The sequence below is a fragment of the Methylobacterium sp. C33D genome, assembly GCF_053345825.1.
On record NZ_JBKFAV010000038.1, the window covers coordinates 41,351 to 60,551 of the forward strand.

Annotated in this window: 21 protein-coding genes; 6 read left to right on the forward strand and 15 right to left on the reverse strand. The window is 72.3% G+C overall.

Annotated elements, in window-relative coordinates:
- Window positions 1-66 precede the first annotated feature (66 nt).
- A complete protein-coding gene (locus ACLBXO_RS25045; protein WP_447687073.1) occupies window positions 67-723 on the forward strand; it encodes a helix-turn-helix domain-containing protein in 657 nt (218 codons plus the stop codon).
- A 121-nt stretch (window positions 724-844) separates the two neighbouring features.
- Window positions 845-1,270, forward strand: a complete 426-nt coding sequence (locus tag ACLBXO_RS25050; protein WP_447687074.1) for a hypothetical protein — start codon at window positions 845-847, stop codon at window positions 1,268-1,270.
- On the opposite strand, the gene ACLBXO_RS25055 is transcribed toward ACLBXO_RS25050, so the two are convergent.
- The 9 genes from ACLBXO_RS25055 to ACLBXO_RS25095 form a co-directional block, all read right to left on the reverse strand.
- Window positions 1,267-2,490 carry an FAD binding domain-containing protein gene (locus ACLBXO_RS25055; protein ID WP_447687075.1) on the reverse strand — a complete coding sequence of 408 codons (1,224 nt, stop codon included), beginning with the start codon at window positions 2,488-2,490 and terminating at the stop codon, window positions 1,267-1,269. The two genes, ACLBXO_RS25050 and ACLBXO_RS25055, sit on opposite strands and share 4 nt — an antisense overlap.
- A 94-nt stretch (window positions 2,491-2,584) precedes the next feature.
- Complete coding sequence (uraD, locus tag ACLBXO_RS25060; protein WP_447687076.1) at window positions 2,585-3,097, reverse strand: 2-oxo-4-hydroxy-4-carboxy-5-ureidoimidazoline decarboxylase; 513 nt, start codon at window positions 3,095-3,097, stop codon at window positions 2,585-2,587.
- A gap of 5 nt (window positions 3,098-3,102) precedes the next feature.
- A complete protein-coding gene (gene uraH / locus ACLBXO_RS25065; RefSeq protein ID WP_447687077.1) occupies window positions 3,103-3,456 on the reverse strand; it encodes a hydroxyisourate hydrolase in 354 nt (117 codons plus the stop codon).
- A 35-nt stretch (window positions 3,457-3,491) separates the two neighbouring features.
- Entirely contained in the window at window positions 3,492-4,034 is a 543-nt protein-coding gene (uraH, locus tag ACLBXO_RS25070) for a hydroxyisourate hydrolase (protein WP_447687078.1), read from the reverse strand.
- A gap of 25 nt (window positions 4,035-4,059) precedes the next feature.
- Complete coding sequence (locus ACLBXO_RS25075; protein WP_447687079.1) at window positions 4,060-5,427, reverse strand: MFS transporter; 1,368 nt, start codon at window positions 5,425-5,427, stop codon at window positions 4,060-4,062.
- A 99-nt stretch (window positions 5,428-5,526) separates the two neighbouring features.
- Window positions 5,527-6,264: an aspartate/glutamate racemase family protein gene (locus tag ACLBXO_RS25080; RefSeq protein WP_447687080.1), complete on the reverse strand. Its 738-nt coding sequence runs from the start codon at window positions 6,262-6,264 to the stop codon at window positions 5,527-5,529.
- Between the two features lie 165 nt (window positions 6,265-6,429).
- Window positions 6,430-7,926, reverse strand: coding sequence for an NCS1 family nucleobase:cation symporter-1 (locus tag ACLBXO_RS25085; RefSeq protein ID WP_447687081.1), 1,497 nt, complete (start codon window positions 7,924-7,926; stop codon window positions 6,430-6,432).
- A 174-nt stretch (window positions 7,927-8,100) separates the two neighbouring features.
- Window positions 8,101-9,264: an allantoinase PuuE gene (puuE, locus tag ACLBXO_RS25090; RefSeq protein WP_447687082.1), complete on the reverse strand. Its 1,164-nt coding sequence runs from the start codon at window positions 9,262-9,264 to the stop codon at window positions 8,101-8,103.
- A 223-nt stretch (window positions 9,265-9,487) separates the two neighbouring features.
- The gene (locus ACLBXO_RS25095; RefSeq protein WP_331312269.1) at window positions 9,488-9,727 is read right to left on the reverse strand and encodes a biotin/lipoyl-containing protein; all 240 of its coding nucleotides are present in this window, start codon (window positions 9,725-9,727) and stop codon (window positions 9,488-9,490) included.
- 175 nt (window positions 9,728-9,902) lie between these two features.
- On the opposite strand from ACLBXO_RS25095, the gene ACLBXO_RS25100 reads away from it, so the two are divergent.
- Window positions 9,903-10,526 carry a potassium channel family protein gene (locus tag ACLBXO_RS25100; protein WP_447687083.1) on the forward strand — a complete coding sequence of 208 codons (624 nt, stop codon included), beginning with the start codon at window positions 9,903-9,905 and terminating at the stop codon, window positions 10,524-10,526.
- Here ACLBXO_RS25100 and ACLBXO_RS25105 read toward each other — a convergent pair.
- The 3 genes from ACLBXO_RS25105 to ACLBXO_RS25115 all read right to left on the reverse strand — a co-directional run bounded on the left by ACLBXO_RS25105 (window position 10,523) and on the right by ACLBXO_RS25115 (window position 13,147).
- On the reverse strand, window positions 10,523-10,909 hold the full coding sequence (locus ACLBXO_RS25105; protein WP_331312271.1) for a response regulator transcription factor: 387 nt from the start codon (window positions 10,907-10,909) through the stop codon (window positions 10,523-10,525). The two genes, ACLBXO_RS25100 and ACLBXO_RS25105, sit on opposite strands and share 4 nt — an antisense overlap.
- Window positions 10,910-10,998: 89 nt before the next feature.
- Entirely contained in the window at window positions 10,999-11,607 is a 609-nt protein-coding gene (gene fixJ / locus ACLBXO_RS25110; protein WP_331312273.1) for a response regulator FixJ, read from the reverse strand.
- Window positions 11,597-13,147, reverse strand: a complete 1,551-nt coding sequence (locus ACLBXO_RS25115) for a PAS domain S-box protein (protein ID WP_447687084.1) — start codon at window positions 13,145-13,147, stop codon at window positions 11,597-11,599. The genes fixJ and ACLBXO_RS25115 overlap by 11 nt, the downstream gene beginning before the upstream one ends.
- Before the next feature lie 281 nt (window positions 13,148-13,428).
- On the opposite strand from ACLBXO_RS25115, the gene ACLBXO_RS25120 reads away from it, so the two are divergent.
- Both ACLBXO_RS25120 and ACLBXO_RS25125 read left to right on the forward strand, forming a co-directional pair.
- Window positions 13,429-14,289 carry a universal stress protein gene (locus ACLBXO_RS25120; protein ID WP_331312275.1) on the forward strand — a complete coding sequence of 287 codons (861 nt, stop codon included), beginning with the start codon at window positions 13,429-13,431 and terminating at the stop codon, window positions 14,287-14,289.
- A 15-nt stretch (window positions 14,290-14,304) separates the two neighbouring features.
- On the forward strand, window positions 14,305-14,514 hold the full coding sequence (locus tag ACLBXO_RS25125) for a hypothetical protein (protein WP_447687085.1): 210 nt from the start codon (window positions 14,305-14,307) through the stop codon (window positions 14,512-14,514).
- Window positions 14,515-14,556: 42 nt separating this feature from the next.
- Here ACLBXO_RS25125 and ACLBXO_RS25130 read toward each other — a convergent pair whose 3' ends face one another.
- The 3 genes from ACLBXO_RS25130 to ACLBXO_RS25140 all read right to left on the reverse strand — a co-directional run bounded on the left by ACLBXO_RS25130 (window position 14,557) and on the right by ACLBXO_RS25140 (window position 18,090).
- The gene (locus ACLBXO_RS25130; protein ID WP_447687086.1) at window positions 14,557-14,961 is read right to left on the reverse strand and encodes a BLUF domain-containing protein; all 405 of its coding nucleotides are present in this window, start codon (window positions 14,959-14,961) and stop codon (window positions 14,557-14,559) included.
- Window positions 14,962-15,257: 296 nt separating this feature from the next.
- A complete protein-coding gene (locus ACLBXO_RS25135) occupies window positions 15,258-16,070 on the reverse strand; it encodes a universal stress protein (protein ID WP_447687087.1) in 813 nt (270 codons plus the stop codon).
- Between the two features lie 94 nt (window positions 16,071-16,164).
- Window positions 16,165-18,090 carry a heavy metal translocating P-type ATPase gene (locus tag ACLBXO_RS25140; protein ID WP_447687088.1) on the reverse strand — a complete coding sequence of 642 codons (1,926 nt, stop codon included), beginning with the start codon at window positions 18,088-18,090 and terminating at the stop codon, window positions 16,165-16,167.
- 359 nt (window positions 18,091-18,449) lie between these two features.
- Here ACLBXO_RS25140 and ACLBXO_RS25145 point away from each other — a divergent pair.
- On the forward strand, window positions 18,450-19,201 hold a 752-nt coding region (locus ACLBXO_RS25145; RefSeq protein ID WP_447687089.1), incomplete at its 3' end, for an MCP four helix bundle domain-containing protein.

Here is a 19,201-nt window from a genome sequence, read left to right on the forward strand (position 1 = left end):
ATCGTTCGCTCAATAGAAGGCGAAACCGAGATGGCGTCAAGCAGGCCGGCGGACAGTCGCGGTCGCGTGCCGACCGGCCGGCGGCTGACGCCGGAGGCCCGCGAGCGCCAGATCGTCGAGGGCGCGGTCGCCTACTTCGCCGAGGTCGGCCTCGACGGGCACACCCGGGAACTCGCCCGCCGGCTCGGCATCACGCAGCCGCTGCTGTTCCGCTACTTCCCGACCAAGGCGGCGCTGATCGAGCGCATCTACGAGGAGGTCTACCTCAAGCGCTGGGATCCCGGCTGGGAGGCGACGGTGCGCGACCCCGCGCTCCCCGTCCTCGAGCGCTTCCGGCGCTTCGAGATCGACTATCAGAGCCGGATCGACGACGCCGCATGGCTGCGGATCTTCGTCTCGGCGGGTCTCAAGGGGTTCGATCTGCCGAGCCGCTACCTCGGCATGGTCCGTGCGCGCATCTTCGCGCCGCTGCTGGCGGGGATGCGCGCCGAGTCGAACCTGCCGGACCCGGTGGTGCAGCCGCTCGCCGAGGACGAGTTCGAGCTCCTCTTCGGCATCCACGGCGCCCTGGTCTATGTCGGCCTGCGCTCGCGGGTCTACGGCATCGACGGCACGGCGGACCGCGACGCGGTCCGGGCCGCGATGCTCGACGCCGCCCTGCCGGGGCTGCTCGCGACCCACCGCCGGGTGGTGACGGCGGCGCGGTCGTCCGGCGCCCTCTAGGGCCGTCCCGGGATCCCGGATCACGGGAGGCGGCGGTCCGGACCGCCCGCGTCACCGGGACGTCCGCCGCGGCGATGACTTTCGCGGGAACTGGATTAGCCTCCCGGGCCGGAGGAACGCCATGACCCAGGGAACGGAACCGGCGGCGCTGCCGCTCGACTTGGCACAGGAATACGCGGCGGCGCGGGACAACGGCTGCGTCGGCACCCGCCTGCTCTCGGAGGACGCGCGCTGCCGGGTCTGGACCATCGTCCTGGCGCCCGGCGCCCGGATCGGCTTCCACACGCACGTACTCGACTATTTCTGGACGGCGGTGACGGCGGGGCGTGCCCGCTCGCATTACGGCGACGGGCGGGTCGCGGAGGTGGATTACCGCGCGGGCGACATCCAGCACCTGTCGTTCGGGCCCGGCGAGTCGATGACCCACGACCTCGCCAATATCGGCGCCACCGAGCTGATCTTCACCACCGTCGAGTTCCTCGACAGCGCGAACCCGCCCCTCGCTCTCCCGGCCGCCGTGCGGGCGGCGACCCGCCGCGCGGCTTAGGCGAGGCGGACCTCCGGCGGGACCGCCGTCCCGGCCATGATCGCCGCGGGGCTGCGGAACCGCTCCGCGGCCGACCGCTCGGCCGCGCCGCGCCGCTGCGCCTGCAGGTACGCGCCGAGCTCCCGTCCCCGCGCCACGACCGCCGCGCCGTAGGCGCGCCGGCGCGCGTCGAAGGCCGTCAGCGCCGCATCGACGTCCCCGCCGGCCTCCTCCAGGGCATCCGCGAGGGCGGCGGCGTCCTCCATGGCCTTGGTGACGCCCATCCCGACATGCGGCCGGGCCACGAAGGCGGCGTCGCCGATCAGCGCGACGCCGCGGGCCGGGATCATGGTCGGCGTCTCGATGTCCAGGATCGCCTGCAGGAACGGCTGCTCGGCGCGCAGCATGACCTCGGCGAACGGCGGCGCGAGGACCCGCGCCGCGTCGGCGCGCATCGCCGCCAGCACCGCGGGCTTGATCCGGCCCGGCGGTATGGAGAGGGCGTGGCGGACGCCGCCGGCATCGGTCAGCAGCGCGGCGAGCGCGGTCTCCTCGGTCGGCCTGTACCAGACCGCGTTGAAGGAGCGGCCGGTCGCGGCCCCGTCCGCGCGCCCGGGCACGGGATAGCCGAGGATCTGCTCGCCCGGAGGCAGGCAGAACGCGAAATGGCCGCCGATCGCCTCCCGGGTCCCCGGCGCGAGGGCCCCCGCGTCGACGACCGCGCGCCACGCTACGTAGCCGGCGTAGCGCGGCGCGACGGCGCTCAGGAACCGGTCGCGCACCGTCGAGAACTGCCCGTCGGCGCCGACGAGGAGATCCGCGGAGATCCGGCGGCCGTCCTCGAAGGAGGCGACGACGCGCCCGCCGTCGGATTCGACCGCGGCGAGCGCCGCGCCGTAGCGGACGCTGTCGGCGGGCACGGCGTCCAGGAGCAGGCCGTAGAGCCGTCCCCAGCCCGCCAGCACCTGCGGCAGGCTCCGCTCCGCGATCACGGTCCCGTCCCGGTCGAGGACCCGGCGGCCCTCGACGGTGACGCCGAGATCGCCCGCCCCGGCCGGAGCACCGCAGCGCGCCAGCACCGCCCGGAGGCCCGGATGCGTGACGATGCCCGCCCCGCGGCCCGTGAGCGCGGCCGCCGACCGCTCGAACACCGTGACGGCGTGGCCGCTCCGCGCGAGCAGGCACGCCGTGGTCAGTCCGGCGATCGAGCCGCCGATGACGGCCACGTCCAGTCGCTTCATGCAGCCCTCGAACCGGGACGGCGGTCCCCGTCCGCGCCCAGCATGGACGCGCCCGACCGGCCGGCCAAGATCGAAATCGCCGCGGGGCGCCGCGCTAGGCCGGCCGCACCAGCCGGTCGAGCCGCATCCGGGTGATCGCGCCGATCTCCTCCAGGGCCGTCGCTTCCTCGTCCGCGACCGCGCGGGCGAGGCGTTCCTCGAACAGCGCGCGGATCTCGCGCAGGTCCCGGCCGCGCACGGCGACGATGAACGGGAAGCCGAACCGGTGCCGGTAGGCGGCGTTCAGCCGGTCGAAGGCCGCGGCGTCCGCCTCCGTCAGCCGGTCGAGGCCGGCGCTGCCCTGCTCCTGCGCGGAATCGGCGGTCATCGCCCGGGCCCGGGCCTCCGGACCGGCGAGTTCGGGATGGCCGTTGAGGAAGGCCAGGCGCACCTCCGGCGGCGCCCCCCGCACGGCCGCCATCATCGCCCCGTGGAGATCGGCGAGGCCGGCGAAGGGCGCCGCGCCGTGGGCGGCCCGCGCGACCCAGGGCGCGTGCTCGAAGACGCCGCCGAGATACGCGACGAAGGCGTCGCGCTCGAGGGCATTGAGGCGGTCGAGGTCGATCATGCCGCTCAGCTTCCGCGATAGGTGGTGAAGCTCGACGGGGCGCACAGCATCGGCACGTGGTAATGCTGCTTGGCGTCGAAGACGGCGAACCGCACGACCGGGTTGTCGATGAAGATGTCGGCCTCCGCGGTGCCGGCCCGGCCCTGGAAATACGCGTCGACGAAGAATTCCAGCTGGTACTGGCCGGACTCGGCCTTGTCGGCCGGGAGGATCGGCGCGTCGGTCCGGCCGTCGGCGTTGGTGACGACGCTCTTCACGAGCCGCCACTGGCCGGTCTCCAGGACGGAGAAGTCGATCCGGACCCCCGCGACGGGGCGGCCGCGATCGGTGTCGAGGACGTGTGTGGTGATGCCCGCCATGCCGGGTCTCCTTGTCGCGTCGGGGATCGGACGGGTCAGCTGCCGCGGTAGTAGGAATAGCCCCAGGGCGTGAACAGCACCGGCAGGTGGTAGCGCTGGCTCGCGTCGCGGATCCGGAAGCGGATCGGCACGAGGCCGAGGAAGTTCGGGGTCGGGAGCTTCACGCCCAGGTTCGCGAAATACGCCTCGAGGTGCAGCACCAGCTCGTAGCGGCCCGCCTTGAAGGCCTCGTCGACCAGGAGCGGCTCGGCGGTCCGGCCGTTCGGCGCGGTGGTGACCGTCCGGATCGGCCGGTAGCCGGTGCCGTCGTGCATCGCGAGGTCGCAGACCATCCCGGCGCCGGGCGTGCCATGGAAATTGTCGATGGCGTGCAGGGTCAGCCGCGGCGAGAGGCCGGCCTGCGACACCGGCGCGGTGTTCAGCGTGCCGGGCTTGGTCGGGGCACCGGCCGGAGCCGGCGCCGGAGCGGGCGTGCCCTGGGCCAGCGCCTGGCCCGCGGAAGCCGCGGCCGCGGCGCCGAGCCCCGTCGCGACGAGGCCGCGCCGCGTCAGAGCGTGTCGATCGGGTCCGTGTTCCAAGAAAGCCTCCCTCTCGTGCTGCGGTTCACGCCGGCTCGTGCGCCGCGCGGGCCCGGGCGCGCCGCCCCATCTCCGGCGTCGCCGGCGGGACGAAGGCCAGGATCAGGACGAGCGCCGCGGCCTCGACGGCGGCGACCAGCCACAGGCCGGTCGCGACCGAGCCGGTCTGCTCGCGCAGGTAGCCCATCGCGGCCGGCGCTCCGAAGCCCGCGAGGTTGGCCACCGAGTTGATGAGGGCGATGCCGGCCGCCGCCGCCGACCCGGCGAGGAAGCGGCCGGGGATCTGCCAGAAGACCGGGATCGCGCTCATCGTGCCGACGATCGCCACGCCGAGCATGACCAGCGCCAGGACCGGGGCGCCCGCGATGAACACGCCGGTGAGCGCGATGGCCAGCGCCCCGACGAAGGCCGGGACCCCGCAATGCAGCCGCGCCTCGCCGGTCCGGTCCGAGTGGCGGCCGTTGAGGATCATCCCGGCGCCGCCGCAGAGATAGGCGGCCGACATGATCCAGCCGACCGTCAGCGGGTCGGTGAAGCCGGCATCGCGCACCACGCTCGGGCCGAAGAAGGTCAGGGCCGAGTTCGCCGTGACGATGCAGAAGAAGATCGCGATGCATTGCCAGACGCGCGCGTCCTTCAGCGAGGCGAGGATCCGGTGCTCGCGGTGGCCGAGGGCCGCGGCGTCGCGCGCGAGGTCGGCCTCGACCAGCGCCTTCTGCTCCGCCGTCAGCCAGCCGGCCTTGGCGGGCCGGTCCGTGAGGTAGAACAGGGTGACGATCCCGGCCAGGATCGACGGGATGCCCTCGAGCAGGAACACCCACTGCCAGCCGGACCAGCCGTTGACGCCGTGCAGCCCCGACATGATCGCGCCCGCGAGCGGCCCCCCGATGACGCCGGCCAGCGCCGAGGCCGACATAAACAGCCCGAACACCTTCGCCCGGCGCTCGCTCGGATACCAGTAGGTCAGGTACAGGATGACACCCGGATAGAACCCGGCCTCGAAGACGCCGAGCAGGAAGCGCAGGACGTAGAAGAACGCCGGCGTGGTGACGAACATCATCGCCACGCAGCAGAGCCCCCACAACAGGGTGATCCGCGCGATCGTCTTGCGGGCGCCGATATGCTCCAGCAGCAGGTTGCTCGGCACCTCGCAGAGGAAGTAGCCGATGAAGAAGATCCCCGCGCCGATGCCGTAGACCGTCTCGCTGAAGCGGAGCTCGGCCAGCATCTGCAGCTTGGCGAAGCCGATATTGACCCGGTCGATCCAGGACAGGATCCAGAGGACCATCAGGAACGGCAGCAGCCGCCACGTGATCCGGCGGTAGGCGTCGTCCAGGCGCGCGGGCGCCGCGAGGGCCGGCACGTCGGTCGCGTGGTGCGCCTGGATCGTCATGGCTGGCCCCACAGGGTTGCCCCATCCGGAACGGGGGGTTGAAACTCCGAGCGATGCAGGACGGCTGCCAGTCTCGCGCCGGCGGCCGCCCGCCCCGTCTCAGCCGATGGCTTCGCGCGGCGCGAGCAGCGTCGCGAGGGCGTGGCCGAGACCGACATTGTCCGCGGCGACGGCGGGCGGGCGCCGGTAGGGCGCCGCCGCGGCGGCGACGACCGCCTTCACCCCCGACGTGACCGAGCACAGGACCGGGACCGGCACGTGCGGCTGCAGGCGGGCCGCGAGGCCGACCAGGGCGGCGCCGCCGAGGATCACCGCCTCGGCGCGATCCTCCTCGGCGCAGGCCCGGCAGGCGGCCGCGAGGTCGGACAGCGCCGCCTCCGGGTCCTTGGCGATCTCGCCGCCGGTGCGCGCGATCGCCCGGATGCTCACGAGGCCGTCGCCGACGCCGAGGCTCGCGACGCACTCGCGGAGCATCGGCTTCCACAGGGCCCCGCCGGTCACGATGGCGTAGCGCGCGGCGACCCGCTGGGCCTCACGACACGACGCTTCGAGCATCCCCACCACCGGGACCGGCGAGACCTCGCGCAGGGCCAGCAGCCCGGGATCGCCGAAGCAGGCGAGGAAGACCGCGTCGCAGTCCCGGCCGTGCTCCGCGAAGGCGTCGAGGGCGGCGTGGCCGGCGATGGCCAGGGCCGCCCGGCTGGCGATGTAGGCGGCGCCGAACCGCGCGGTGGCCGGCACGAAGGTCGCGGCCGCGCCCGCCATCGTCCCGACCTGCCCGGCCAGGAGGTCGGTCACAGACGTGCTGGTGTTCGGATTGAGCAGCAGGATCCGCATGGCGCCCTCGGGTGGCGGGAGCCGGCCGGATGGCCGGGCAGAGGCCCGCACGCAGCCGGCCGGGGATGGGGAGGTCGGGGGAGGCCCGGCGGCGCGGGTCAGACCGCGCCGCCGGGCCGTTCGTGTCTCCGATCCGGACCGGGGCGGTCCCCGGTCCGGACGGGCTCAGGCAGGACGGGCCGCGCCCGCGAGGCGGCGCATGAGGGCGGTGTAGATCGCGAAGCCCAGGGCGCAGCCGATGAACCACGTGAAGTTCGCGACACCTTCCAGCCCCGGCAGGAGCACGCACAACACCGGGATCATGGCCGAGGGGATGATGGCCGCCACGGCGGCGCGGTTGTAGCCGTCCTGGTACCAGTAGGTCCCGGCGGGGCTCATCGTGTAGAGGTCGTCGATGACGACGTGTTCCTTCTTCACGAGGTAGAAATCGGCGATCAGGATCCCGAACAGCGGGCCGATGAAGGCGCCGAGCACGTCGAGCGTGTAGTGGATCACGGCCGGGTTGTTGTAGAGGTTCCACGGCGTGATGAAGATCGAGCCGACGGCCGCGATCATCCCACCCATCCGCCAGGAGATCCGCCGCGGGGACACGTTCGAGAAGTCGAAGGCCGGCGAGACGAAATTCGCCACGATGTTGATCCCAATGGTCGCCGTCATGAAGGTCAGGGCGCCGAGCACCACCGCGAAGGTGCTGTCGATCCGGCTCACCGTCTCGACGGGGTCGGTGATCAGGTGGCCGAAGACCGGCACGGTGGCGGAGGCGGTGATGACGGTGAGCAGCGAGAAGCCCAGGAAGTTCACCGGCAGGCCCCAGAAGTTGCCCCGCTTCACCGCTGCGAAGCTCGAACCGTAGCGCGAGAAGTCGCCGAAGTTCAGCATCGGGCCGGAGAAGTAGGAGACCACGAGGGCGACGGCGTTGATCATCACCGGCAGCGCGTCCCAGCCGGTATACTTCACCTCGCCGAGCGACAGGCCGATGTTGGCGAGGCCGGCCTTGTAGACGAGGTAGCCGGCGAGCGCGATCATCACGACGTAGACGGCCGGGCCGGCCCAGTCGATGAACACGCGGATCGCCTCCATGCCGCGCCAGAAGACCAGTGCCTGCAGCACCCAGAGGGTCATGAAGGCGGCCCAGCCGAGGGCCGAGAGGCCCGCGAAGCCGTACTGCTTAAGGTCGGCGTAGACGGCCAACTCGGGGAAGAAGCGCAGGGCCACCACGGTCAGGGCCGCCGAGGCGAGGTAGGTCTGGATGCCGTACCACGCCACCGCGATCAGCCCGCGGATGATCGCCGGGATGTTGGCGCCCTTCACCCCGAAGGCGGCGCGGCAGATCACCGGGTAAGGTGTCCCGGTCACTTGGCTCGGCTTGGCGACGAGGTTGCAGAAGACCTGCACGATCCCGATGCCGACGAGCAGGGCGACCAGCACCTGCCAGCTCACGAGGCCCAGCGAGAACAGGGAGCCGGCGGTCACGTATCCGCCGACGCTGTGGACGTCAGACATCCAGAAGGCGAAGATGTTGTAGGTGCCCCAGGTCTGCTTGCGCAGCGGGGCGAGATCCTCGTTCACGAGATCCGGATCGTAGCTCGGCTTGATGACGACGGCTTCCCGTTCGTCCGACACGGCCGTGCTGATGCCCGCGCCCTCGACCTGTGCGTACATGGCGTTTCTCCCTGACTGGCGCAGCCCTGTTGCCGGGCCTTTTCCGTGACGCTGACGACCCGCTGGGATCGCCATGCAAAACCTATGACTCTCCGTCTCCTGATCCTGTGAAGCGTTGGTCGAAAACAGACCTCGGCCAGATTGTGAACTTCGTATCTGGGCTGGACGGCGTCTCTATTTCCCGATGACCCCCTCGAGTCTGCTCCGGGCAGTGCCCGCCTCGGCCGGGGCACCCGCGGACTCCGCGAGGAGCCGGGCCAGCCCGGACGGGTCGTCCGCCTCCGCGGGAAGGCCGCGCGCGTAGACCTGATCCGCCATCGCCGCGCCCGCCGCGTGCGACGCGTCGGATAGCCCGGCGCAGACCGGGCCGAAGACCGCGCCGAACAGGGCGCGGCCCATGCGGGTCGGCCGGTAGCCGCCGCGCGGCGGATGGGCCGCGATCCAGTGGCGGGCGATGTCCAGCCGCGTGGTCACCCAGGCGTCGGGGTGATCGCCCACGTAGTCGAGGAACCGCTCCAGCGCGGCCATCCGCCCCGGACGCCCGACCAGGCGGCAGTGGAGCCCCACCGACATGATGCCGCCCCGTCCCGCCTCGCCCTCGCGGTACAGGACGTCGAACGTGTCCTTGAGGTAGCCGAAGAACTGGTCGCCGCTGTTGAAGCCCTGGGCGGTCGCGAACCGCATGTCGTTGGCGTCGAGGGTGTAGGGGACGACGAGCTGCTGACGGCCGCCGATCCGCAGCCAGTAGGGCAGGTCGTCGGCGTAGGAATCGGCCAGGTACAGGAATCCGCCCTCGGCGGCGCCGATGGCGAGCGTGCTCGCGGAGGTCCGCCCCTGGTACAGGCCGAGGGGCCGGCTGCCGGTCAGCGCCGCCTGGAGCGCGACGGCCGCGTCGATGTCGGCGCGCTCGGCCTCAGGGCTGTGGTCGCGGTAGTCGATCCAGCGCAGGCCGTGGCTGGCGATCTCCCAGCCGGACTCCACCATGGCGGCGACGGCCTCGGGGTTGCGCTGCATCGCGGAGGCGACGCCGAAGACCGTGACCGGGAGGTTGCGGCGCGTGAACGCGCGCCAGAGGCGCCAGAAGCCGGCGCGGGCGCCGTACTCGTAGATCGACTCCATGTTGGTGTGGCGCTGACCCGGCCAGGGCAGGGCGCCGACGATCTCGGAGAGGAAGGCCTCGGACGCCGCGTCACCGTGGAGGATGCAGTTCTCGCCGCCCTCCTCGTAGTTGATGACGCACTGGACGGCGACGCGCTTGCCCCCCGGCCAAGCCGGGTCCGGCCGGTGCCGGCCGTACCCGACCATGTCGCGGGGATAGTCCTGGTCGAGGTCGAACATGGCGTGATCCCTCGTTCCAACGCGAGATAGACGCACCGCCGACCGTTGGTCCAATATCTTGTTCGGCTTGATTGATAGGTTGCGCGTTTAGATGTCGCGACAATTGATGCGGCTGCCGAAACGACGTCGTGCGGACTGCCTTCGGCCCGCCGCCGGACCGTCCTCGATCAGGACGCGCCCGCCACCCGGCGGGCGGCGCGGTCCCCAGCGCGGCGGCGGGGCGTCAGGCCCGGATCTCGGCGATGATGCAGCCGGGGTCGACGACCGCGTCGATGGCCGCGACGATCGTCAGCTGGCCGTCGGCCGGTGCGGCGATGTCGTGCAAAGCCGCGCCGATCCGCACTGCGGCGACGGCCTCGCCGGCCCGCACGCGCGCTCCGTCCGCCTTGAGCCACCGCTCCAGAATGCCCTCGGGCAGCGTACCGGTCGACCAGAGCTCCTCGGCTACACGCACGTCGGCCATCGTCGCCTCCCGTGTTGCGGCGTCCGTGACAGAGCGCTGCCGCGAGGAGGGGCCATCCCGCGGACGCTCGCCTTGATCTGGATCACCGCGCGGGACCGGACCGGCTTGCGCTCCATCAATGAAGCCTGCGCCGCCTGGAGCAGAGTCGACGGGATCAGCCACCCGGTCCAGCGCCATGCTCCTCGCCATGATGGCCAGCGTCATCCTCGTCGGATCCACGATCCTGGTACTCTACGAGACGCTGCGGCTGACCTCCGAGCACCTGTCCGAACTCCCGGTCCCGCCGCGGATCCGCATCCTGGCCGTGGTCCTCATGAGCTTCGTCGGGCACACCGTCGCGGTCTGGATCTACGCCGCAGCCTACTGGCTGCTGGTGCTCCGGCTGGGCGTAGGCGCCTTCGCGGGCGTGCCGGTCGAGACCTTCGAGGACTGCCTGTACTTCTCCGTGGTGGCCTACACCTCCCTCGGGTTCGGCGACCATTTCCCGACCTCGCATACCCGGCTGCTAGCGGGTATCGAGGCGCTCAACGGCCTGCTCCTGATCGGCTGGTCGGCCTCGTTCACCTATCTCGCCATGGAGCGGTACTGGCCGCTGCACGGGACCGCATGCGCGCCTCGGGGCGCGCGCGCGGCCGGCCTCGACGCGGAACCGGGCCGGATCCCGTGCGACGGAGGTTCTGCCGCTCCGCCACTCGGCCAGCCCGACCGCGGACGGCCCGCCTCATCGACGTGCGGTTCGCGGCCGCGCACCGCCGCGTCGACGGGCCGGCCGCCCGCGAGGGAATGCCGCGAGTCCTAGTGCGGGCAGGCCCCGGCGACCGGGCCGGCGACGAGCATGCCCATGAGGGCATCGAACGCCAGCGGCTTCTCGACCAGCGGTATTCCCGCGGCGCTGGCGCGCGTGCGGATGCCGGGATCCGGATGGCCCGTGATCAGGATCACGGGCACGCCGGCATCGAGGTCCCGCAACCGGCCGCACACCTCGAGCCCGTCCATCCCCGGCATGACATGATCCAGCAGGACGAAGGTCGGGTTCGGCCCGGGGAACGCGGCCAGCAACTCGCGCCCACTGGCGAAGGTCTCCACCCTGTGGCCCTCGCTCTCCAGCAGGAAGCGGGTCGAGTGCAGGATGGCCGGGTCATCATCCACGACGTAGATGAGGTTCGACGGGGCTGGGAGCATTGCGTTCGCCGGTGCCGGGGCGTCAGGGCTTGCGGCGCCGAGCTTGGACAGTGTCGCCGCCGCCGGCCTTGACCTGCCTCAAGGCCGGGTCAGGTCAGGCCGGCCAGGACCGACCAGCGCACCAGGTCCTGCAGGCTTTCCGCCCGCGTCTTGGACATGAGCTTGGCCCGGTAGATCTCCACGGTCCGGGGGCTGATCGCGAGGGCGCGTCCGATCTCCTTGCTGGTACTGCCGGCGACCAGATGGTCCAGCACCTGCCGCTCACGCGCGCTCAGCGTCTCGACGCGCCGGAGGAAATCCTGGAGGTCCGGGTTCTCCGCGGCAGCCGACGCGCCGCGCTGCAGGGCCGTGCGGAGCGCCTGGAACAGGGTCTCGTCATCGAACGGCTTCTCGATGAAGTCGCAGGCGCCGAGCTTCATGGCCTGGACCGCGAGCGGCACGTCGCCGTGTCCGGTCATCATGACGACGGGAAGCCGGTACCCGGCCCCCCGCAGGCGGCGGAGCAGCTCCAGCCCGTCGATGCCCGGCATGCGGATGTCGGTCAGGACGCAGCCCGTGGCCGGCTTGACCAGCCGATCGAGCAGGTCCGATCCGGCCTCGTAGAGCCGCACCGCGAAGCCTTCCGTCCCGAGCAGGAAGGCGACGGAGTCCCGCATGGCCGGATCATCGTCCACGACGTGCACGAGGTCAGGTGCCATCGAGCCAGTCCTCGTCACGCGTCGCCTGGAGCGTCAGCCGGAAGGTCGCTCCGCCCGCGCCGTTGCGCTCGACGGTCAAGCGGCCGCCATGCGCCTCGACGATGGTCCGGCAGATCGAGAGCCCGACCCCCATGCCGCTTATCTTGGTGGTCACGAACGGCTGGAACACTCTGTCGGCGATGCTGTCCGCGATGCCCGGGCCCGTGTCGGATACGGCGATCTCGATGGCGTCCGGGCCGATCGGCCGCGCCTGCACGGTGAGGACGCGGCGCTCGCTGTGCTGCATGGCCTCGCGGGCGTTCCGCATCAGGTTCACCAGGACCTGCTGCACCTGCACCCGGTCGGCCAGGACCGAACCGACCCGCGCGTCCAGGGCGACGCGCGCCACGATGCCCTGCTCACGTGCGCCGACCAGAGCCAGCGCGCTCGCCTCCTCGATCAGCCGCGCGACGGGTTCGGCGCGCTTCTCCGCCTCGCCCCGGGCGACGAACTCGCGCAGGCGCCGGATGATCTGCCCGGCTCGCAACGCCTGCTCGGCGGCTTTGTCGAACACCTCCAGTGCCCGGGCGATGTTCTCCGGGTCGGGACGCGCCAGGAGGCGCTTGCAGCCCTTGGCGTAGTTGCTGATGGCTCCGAGCGGCTGGTTCAGCTCGTGCGCGAGCGTCGATGCCATCTGGCCCATCTCGTTGAGTCGCGACATGTGGACCAGCTCGGACTGGAGTTCGTGGAGCCGGGCCTCGGTATGCTGGCGCTCGGTCAGGTCGTTGATGAAACCGGTGAAGTAGGCCTTCCCGCCCGAGCGCGTCTCGCCGATGGCGAGCTCCATCGGGAACGTCGATCCGTCCTGCCGGCGGCCCGTCACGACCCTGTGGGTGCCGATGATGTGCCGCTCGCGCGTGCGCCGATAGCGCTCGAGGTAGCCGTCGTGCTCGCCCCGCACGGGCTCGGGCATCAGGATGCGGACGTTCTGTCCGACAGCCTCGGCGGCCGGGTAGCCGAACAGGCGCTCGGCCGCGGCGCTGAACGAGTGGATCAGGCCTGCCTCGTCGATGACGATCATGGCCTCGGGCACTGTATCGAGGATCGAGTGCAGATGCGCCTCGCGGGCGCGGAGCTCCGCTTCGGCCCGCTTCTGCGCGTCGATGCTCAGGACGACACCGCGATGCCACGCCGGCTGTCCGTCTCCGGCGAGGCTCACCCGACCGCGGGAGCGCAACCAGCCGACAGTCCCCTCGGGCCGGACGACGCGGTAATCGACCTCGTAGCACCCGCCCTCGCGCAAGGCGTGCTGGATCGCCGCGGCCCGGGCCGATCGATCGTCCGGATGCAGCAGCGCCTGCGAGGCCGCGAACGTCGTCAATCGTTCGAGCGGAACGCCGAAGAGCCGCGCGCAGGTCGGCGAGACGGTGGCCCGACCGGTCGGAATGTCGAGCGACCAGATCCCGATGCCGACGTCGTCGAGGGTCTGCCAGAGCTCGTCCCGCTCCGCGGTGACGATACGGTTCCGGTCTGCGTCGGGCGTGTCGACGGGCTTCATCATCGCGCGCCTCTGGACGGTCCGGCGAGCCGCGCTGTCGCGTGCCCCTCGTGGCCGCGTCCCGGACCTCGTGCGTCAGGCGGATGCGAAATTACCGCGTTTCTGCAACTTGCAATAGCCGTTCGGCCGCTCCGGCTGCCGGCTTCGGAGGATTCCTCGGACGGGGACCGTCCTTCGACGGGGTCGGACGATCGTCCCGTGCTGAGAACCTCGCTTGAGCTGGATCAAGGCCGGCCGGCCGCGGCGGGTGGAACGATGGAGGCAGCTCAGACCGGAGACGCTCGATGTCCAGATCCGCCCCATCGCAGCTCGCGTGCATCCGCGACATCCTCGTCGGAACCGCCGTGGAAGGCGAGCACGAGGCAGCGTCGTCGGCCATCGGCTACGGCCTGACCTTGGCCAAGGCCGCCGGCGCCCATCTCACAATCCAGTCGGCCTCCTGGCGACTCTCGGGCGACGACGCGTGGCTCGGCGAATTCGCCGACGCGGGCCTGTCGGTCATGGATCGCCGCCTCGACGCGCTGGCCCGCTCCATCGCGGAGCGCTCGGCCGGGGACGCGGCGCAGGCCGGGGTGGTCTGCACGACGGAGGTGCCGAGCCTGCCCTATCCGGAGATCGTGAACCGTCTGGCCACGCGAGCGCGCCTCCACGATCTGACGGTCGTGGATGTCGGCCCGCGGACCTACGACCTGGACCGCGAGATGATCGAGGCGGCGCTCTTCCAGAGCGGTCGGCCGGTCATCGCCGTGCCGCCCGGACACGACGCGTTCGCCGCGCGGCGGATCATCGTGGCCTGGGACGGCAGTGCCCAGGCCGCGCGCGCCGCCAACGACGCCCTGCCGTTCCTGCGCGCGGCCGAGGCGGTGGAGATCGTCTCGGTCGGCACCGAGGCGGAGATCTACGAGGCCGTCCCGGGCGCGGAGTTCGCGCCCCACCTCGCGCGCCACGGGGTCAAGGTCAGCGTCACCGACCTGCCGAAGGGCGACAGCGTGGCCGACACGCTCCGCGCGCAAGCCGGCCTGCACCGGGCCGACCTGATCGTCATGGGCGCCTACCGGCATTCGCCCACGCGCGAGTACTTCTTCGGTGGCGTCACGCGCTCCTTCCTGAGGGGCAGCCCGGCACCGCTGTTCCTCGCCCGCTGAAGCCGGGAGGTCGCCATGGCCAAGCGCAGATCCTCACGGAGTGGCGGCGGCGAACCCGGGCGGACCCGCCGCCGCGCGCGCCCGCCGGCCCGGTCCGCGCCGACGAAACCCGAGGCCGCGGAGGTGCCGGCCCAGGAGCGGGCCCCGAACCGGGCGGCGTGGCTCGGCCCGTTCAGCGAGGAGGAACTCGCCGCCCTGGAGGCCGGCTGGGGCTTCATCGAGTGACGGGGCTCGGCCGATGCCCCCCGCCGGGGGGCGCCCGGCCCATCAGAGCCCGGCGCGCGCGAGATCCTCGATGCCGCGAACCAGGCGGTGGACGTCGGCGGGATGTGGCCGGGCCTGCGCGCGCTCGGTCACCGCGCGAATCAGGCCGTCGACGTACACGGACGCGCCGGAATAGGCCAAGGTCCAGTCCGGGAAGCGTCGCCGCGCGATGTCGTCGTAGAGCAGAACCTCGACGCCCGCATGGCGCCCGTCGCGCCGGATACTGTCCATCAGCGCGTCCACGCCGGGGCGCGGCCCCTCCAGGATCTGCGCGAACCGGCTTCGCGATGCGACGAGCGCTCCCGTGACCTGGAGGCGGCCGTTCCGGGGCCGCGAGGCCTCGACGATGTCCCGGACGTCGGCTGGCGTCGCCAGACGACGGCTGACGTAGAGAAGCGACCCGTCCATGGCGGCGTCCTCCGACCCGGATCCGCGAAGCCTCGACCGCGCTGCCGACCCTGCATCCGCCTCACGGCTCCAGCGCCTCGCGGTAGGCCGCGAGGTCGTCGACCGGAAAGCGCCCGGCGGGCGCGCGGAACGGCGGCGCCTCCGGCATCGGGCTTGTGCCCGTCGCGCGGACCGCGTGGCATCGCCCGCAGACCGCGTGCGCGAGCGCCCGCCCGCGGCCGGGGCCACGCGCACCGCGGCCGGAACGGCGAGCCCATGGAGCGCGACGGCCACCCGGAGGAGGCGGACGGCGGACATCACTGACACATCAGGCCGCAGATCGGCGAGCGCTCAAGGATGTCGCGCGTGACGCCGCCGAACAGCCATTCCCGCAGCCGGGAGTGCCCGTAGGCTCCCATGACGATCAGGTCCGCGTCCGCCCGCCGGGCGAAGCGCAGGAGCTCCGAACCGTCGTCGTCGGCGGTCTGCAGCCGGTGCGCGGCGACGTGGGCGCCGTGCCGTGCGAGGTGACCGGCCACGTCCTCCGCGCTCTCATACCGGCGTCCCGCGCCGACGGCCGCCACGGTGACGTGGTCGGCGGCGCGCAGGAAGGGCAGGGCGGCCGATACCGCCCGCCGCGCCTCGGGACTGTCCCGCCACGCGACGACGACGCGGGCCGCCGCGAGACCGGCGACCCTGGGCGGCACGACGAGGACCGGCCGGCCGCCTTCCATCAGGACCGGGCCGGGTTCGACACCCAGCATCCCGGGATCCTCGTCGCCCGGTCCGCGACGGCTCACCACGACGAGGTCCGCCGCCCGCGCCTGCTGGACCAGATGCGTGGTCGCGTCGGCGAAGTCCGCGCGCCAGTCGGTCCGAACGCCGTCGCCGGCCGCGCGCTCGAAGCTCGTGCGCGCCTGATCCAGGAGGGCTTGGATCTGCGCCCTGTTGCGCGCTGCCTGCGCGGCGGCGTCGCAGGCGTCCCGCACCAGGATCGGTGCCGGCACGGCGTGGGCGGCCGCGCCCGTGAGCGCGGCCCCGAACCGGCGGGCGAGGCCGGCGGCGACGCGTATGCGGTCCGGCGCCCGCTCGCCGAGATCGGCGGAGACGAGGATGTTCGCGCAGTCCATGTCCACCTCCGCCACGCGTCGTGCCGACGGTGCGAGCCTGAGCTTCGGCGGCCCCGGGAACCTTGATCCATCGCAAGGTCCGGCGCGCGCGACGTCAGGGGCGGTGCGGACCCGTTCCCGTCGGCGGCGCCGGCCCGTCCGCTCGAACGACGAGCACGCGCATGGCGTTGAGGATCACGGCGACGTCGATGAACTCCTGCAGCAGTGCTCCCTGGATCGGCGAGAGCCGACCGAGCGCCGCGGCGACCATGCCGCCGAGGGAGAGTCCGAGGCCGACCCACACGCTCTGCAGCGCGATCGCGCGCGCCCGCTTGGCGATCCGGATCGCGCCGGGGAGCGGCGCCAGGCTGTCGACCAGCAGGACGACGTCGGCCGCCTCGGCCGCAGCCGCCGCGCCGCGGGCGCCGAGGGCCACGCCGAGATCGGCGGCCGCCAGGGCGGGCGCGTCGTTGACTCCGTCGCCGACCATCATCACGGGCCCGTTCCGCCGCTCGGCCGCGACGGTCTCGGTCTTGGCCGCCGGGTCGAGGTCGGCGGCGACGTGATCGACGGGGAGCCCCGCGACCAGCGCCTGCGCGACGGTGCGCCGGTCCCCGGTCGCGAGCACCACCCGCTCGATCCCGCAGGCGCGCAGTCCGACGAGGGCGTTGCCGCCGTCGGCCCGGAGCGGATCGGCGAATTCCAGGACGGCGGCCGGCGCGCCGTCGACGGCGACCAGGACCGTCGCGGCCGCCGCCGCGCGGCGTCCGACCCCGTCCGCCGTCGCGAAGGAGAGTCCGTGCCGCCTCATGAGACGCGGGCCTCCGACGACGACGTGCCGTCGGTCGACTCTGCCGGTCACGCCGTCGCCGGGCGTCTCCACGACCTCCCGCGGCTGCGCGAGCGACAGGCCGCGCCGGCGCGCTTCCTCGACCAGCGCGCGCGCCACCGGGTGGCCCGAGGCCTGATCGAGGGACGCCGCGAGCCGCAGGACCTCGGCCTCGTCGCGGGCGGCAAGGATCCGCGTGGACACGAGGCGGGCGCTGCCGTGGGTCAGGGTGCCGGTCTTGTCGACGACCAGGACGCGGATCTTGGCCAGCATCTCCAGCGCACCCCCGCCCTTGACGAGGACGCCGATCCCGGCGGCGCGCGAGAGACCGGAGACGAGGGCGACGGGAACCGCCAGGATCAGCGGGCACGGGGTGGCGACCACCAGCACGGCGAGCGCCCGGACGGGGTCGCCCGTGGCGAGCCAGGCGATGCCGGCGAGGAGCAGGGTCACGCCGAGGAAGGCGAGCCCGTAGCGGTCCGCCAAGCGCGCCATGGGCGCCTTCCGGGCCTGCGCCGCCTCGACGAGCCGGACGATGCCGGCATAGGTGCTCTCGGCCGCGCGCCGATCCGCGATCAGCACGAACGGCGTGCCGACATTCACCGTGCCGCTCAGCACCGGCGCGTCGGCCCCGAGGATGGCGGGCAGCGCCTCGCCCGTCAGGCTCGAGCGATCGAGGACGGCCTGGCCCGAGGCAACTCTCCCGTCAACCGGCACGACGTCGCCGACGCGCACGAGGATGCGGTCTCCCGGAGCCAGCGCCGCGAGGGGCACGTCCCGCAGCGCGTCGCCCTCCTCGCGCAGGGCGGTGCGCGGCTGGCGGGCGATCAGCGCCGTCATGGTGCGGCCGGCGCGGCCGGCGGCGTAGGCTTCCAGCGACTGGCCGCCGGCATACATCAGGGCGATGACGGCGCCGGCGAGCGGTTGCGACAGGGCGAGGGCACCGCCCATCGCGAGGAACGCGACGAGGTCGAGTCCGACATCGCCGCGCGCCAAGCGGGTCACGATCTGGGACGCCAGGACGGCGAGCACCAGCAGCGTCGCGAGGGTCCACGCCGGAGCGGCGGCCTCAGGGTGCCCGAGCGCCTGTGCCGACAGGCCGGCGCAGAGGCCCGCCAGCGGCAGGACCGCGAGCCACACCCGCAGGCGCGGCACCCATCCGGTGACCGGCGACGCTCCTGCCTCGGTCGGGTCTACGGCCGCCGTCGCCATGGTCGGGGTCGATCTCGGCTTCTTCGAGCCGCCTCACTGCGCCGCGACCGAGCCGGTCGCCTTGCGCTGGATCAACGCGCCGGTGCGGGCCACGATCGGGCACCACCTCCGGTGGCGCGCCCGGAGGCGGCGGACGTTCGACCGAGCGATCTCACCTCGTTCCATCATCTTATAGTTGAATAGCAGTCTCTACACAGCCGTCATCACGAATCCGGGACCGTTGAACGGGGTCCGTTCACGGACGTCTCCTTAGAATAAATCTTAATCAGTTTGCGTATATTTTGCGCAACTTACTCACGACTGATCATCCGGGCTGACCCGTCGGCAGCTCCGGGTTCCGGCGCCTGGAAGTCCGCCTCATGAAACTGACCATCAAACTGCGGCTCGTCGCGTTGCTCGGCGGCCTGGGCTTCGTCCTGCTCGCGACCGCCGCGTTGGGGAATTTTGCCCTCTATTGGAGCCATCAAAGCCTGAAAACAGTCTTCGACGATCGCGTCGTCTGCCTTCGGCAATTCAGTATCATTCGTGACGCCTATGATGACCTGATCGACGCCTCGCGCATGCTGCGCAGCAAGCAGATCCAGCCGGCCGAGGCCAAGGACAAGATCGAGCGCGACCTGTCGAAACTCCATACCGAGTGGTCGGCCTATCTGGCGACGTACCTGACTCCGGAAGAGGAGGGCCTCGCCAAGGAGCTGCAGGGGCGGATCGATCGCAACGACGCGATCGCCGCCGAGATCCTCAAGCGCGCCGCCGCCGGCGCCGCTTCGGATTTCGAGGCCACGCACGCGGATCTCTTGAAGAGCATGCGGGCCACCAACGCGGCGCTGAGCCAGCTGAGCGGATTGCAGGTCCGGGAAGCCGAGGCCGAATACCGCCGCTCGGAGACGACCGCCGGCTGGTCGCGCCTCGCGCTCCTGGCCGCGCTCGCTCTCGCCGCGCTCAGCATCGCGTACGGCGTCTACACGGTCATCGTACAGGTCGCCCGCCCGCTGGGCAGCCTGGTGGGGGTGCTGCAGCGGATGGCCCGCGGCGAGGTCGACGCCGAGATCCGCGAGGCCGCCCGCGGCGACGAGATCGGCGCCGTCGGCCAGGCGGTCGAGGGCATCAA

Excerpts from the sequence above, each read along its gene's own strand:
- puuE (WP_447687082.1), bottom strand. The coding sequence starts at position 9,264 with ATGTTCGACCTCGACCAGGACTATCCCCGCGACATGGTCGGGTACGGC.
- uraH (WP_447687077.1), bottom strand. The coding sequence starts at position 3,456 with ATGGCGGGCATCACCACACACGTCCTCGACACCGATCGCGGCCGCCCC.
- ACLBXO_RS25120 (WP_331312275.1), top strand. The coding sequence starts at position 13,429 with ATGTCCAGATCCGCCCCATCGCAGCTCGCGTGCATCCGCGACATCCTC.
- ACLBXO_RS25115 (WP_447687084.1), bottom strand. The coding sequence starts at position 13,147 with ATGATGAAGCCCGTCGACACGCCCGACGCAGACCGGAACCGTATCGTC.
- ACLBXO_RS25130 (WP_447687086.1), bottom strand. The coding sequence starts at position 14,961 with ATGGACGGGTCGCTTCTCTACGTCAGCCGTCGTCTGGCGACGCCAGCC.
- ACLBXO_RS25140 (WP_447687088.1), bottom strand. The coding sequence starts at position 18,090 with ATGGCGACGGCGGCCGTAGACCCGACCGAGGCAGGAGCGTCGCCGGTC.
- ACLBXO_RS25105 (WP_331312271.1), bottom strand. The coding sequence starts at position 10,909 with ATGCTCCCAGCCCCGTCGAACCTCATCTACGTCGTGGATGATGACCCG.
- ACLBXO_RS25085 (WP_447687081.1), bottom strand. The coding sequence starts at position 7,926 with ATGTACGCACAGGTCGAGGGCGCGGGCATCAGCACGGCCGTGTCGGAC.
- ACLBXO_RS25055 (WP_447687075.1), bottom strand. The coding sequence starts at position 2,490 with ATGAAGCGACTGGACGTGGCCGTCATCGGCGGCTCGATCGCCGGACTG.
- ACLBXO_RS25050 (WP_447687074.1), top strand. The coding sequence starts at position 845 with ATGACCCAGGGAACGGAACCGGCGGCGCTGCCGCTCGACTTGGCACAG.
- ACLBXO_RS25125 (WP_447687085.1), top strand. The coding sequence starts at position 14,305 with ATGGCCAAGCGCAGATCCTCACGGAGTGGCGGCGGCGAACCCGGGCGG.
- ACLBXO_RS25075 (WP_447687079.1), bottom strand. The coding sequence starts at position 5,427 with ATGACGATCCAGGCGCACCACGCGACCGACGTGCCGGCCCTCGCGGCG.
- ACLBXO_RS25095 (WP_331312269.1), bottom strand. The coding sequence starts at position 9,727 with ATGGCCGACGTGCGTGTAGCCGAGGAGCTCTGGTCGACCGGTACGCTG.
- ACLBXO_RS25135 (WP_447687087.1), bottom strand. The coding sequence starts at position 16,070 with ATGGACTGCGCGAACATCCTCGTCTCCGCCGATCTCGGCGAGCGGGCG.
- uraD (WP_447687076.1), bottom strand. The coding sequence starts at position 3,097 with ATGATCGACCTCGACCGCCTCAATGCCCTCGAGCGCGACGCCTTCGTC.
- ACLBXO_RS25100 (WP_447687083.1), top strand. The coding sequence starts at position 9,903 with ATGCTCCTCGCCATGATGGCCAGCGTCATCCTCGTCGGATCCACGATC.
- fixJ (WP_331312273.1), bottom strand. The coding sequence starts at position 11,607 with ATGGCACCTGACCTCGTGCACGTCGTGGACGATGATCCGGCCATGCGG.
- ACLBXO_RS25080 (WP_447687080.1), bottom strand. The coding sequence starts at position 6,264 with ATGCGGATCCTGCTGCTCAATCCGAACACCAGCACGTCTGTGACCGAC.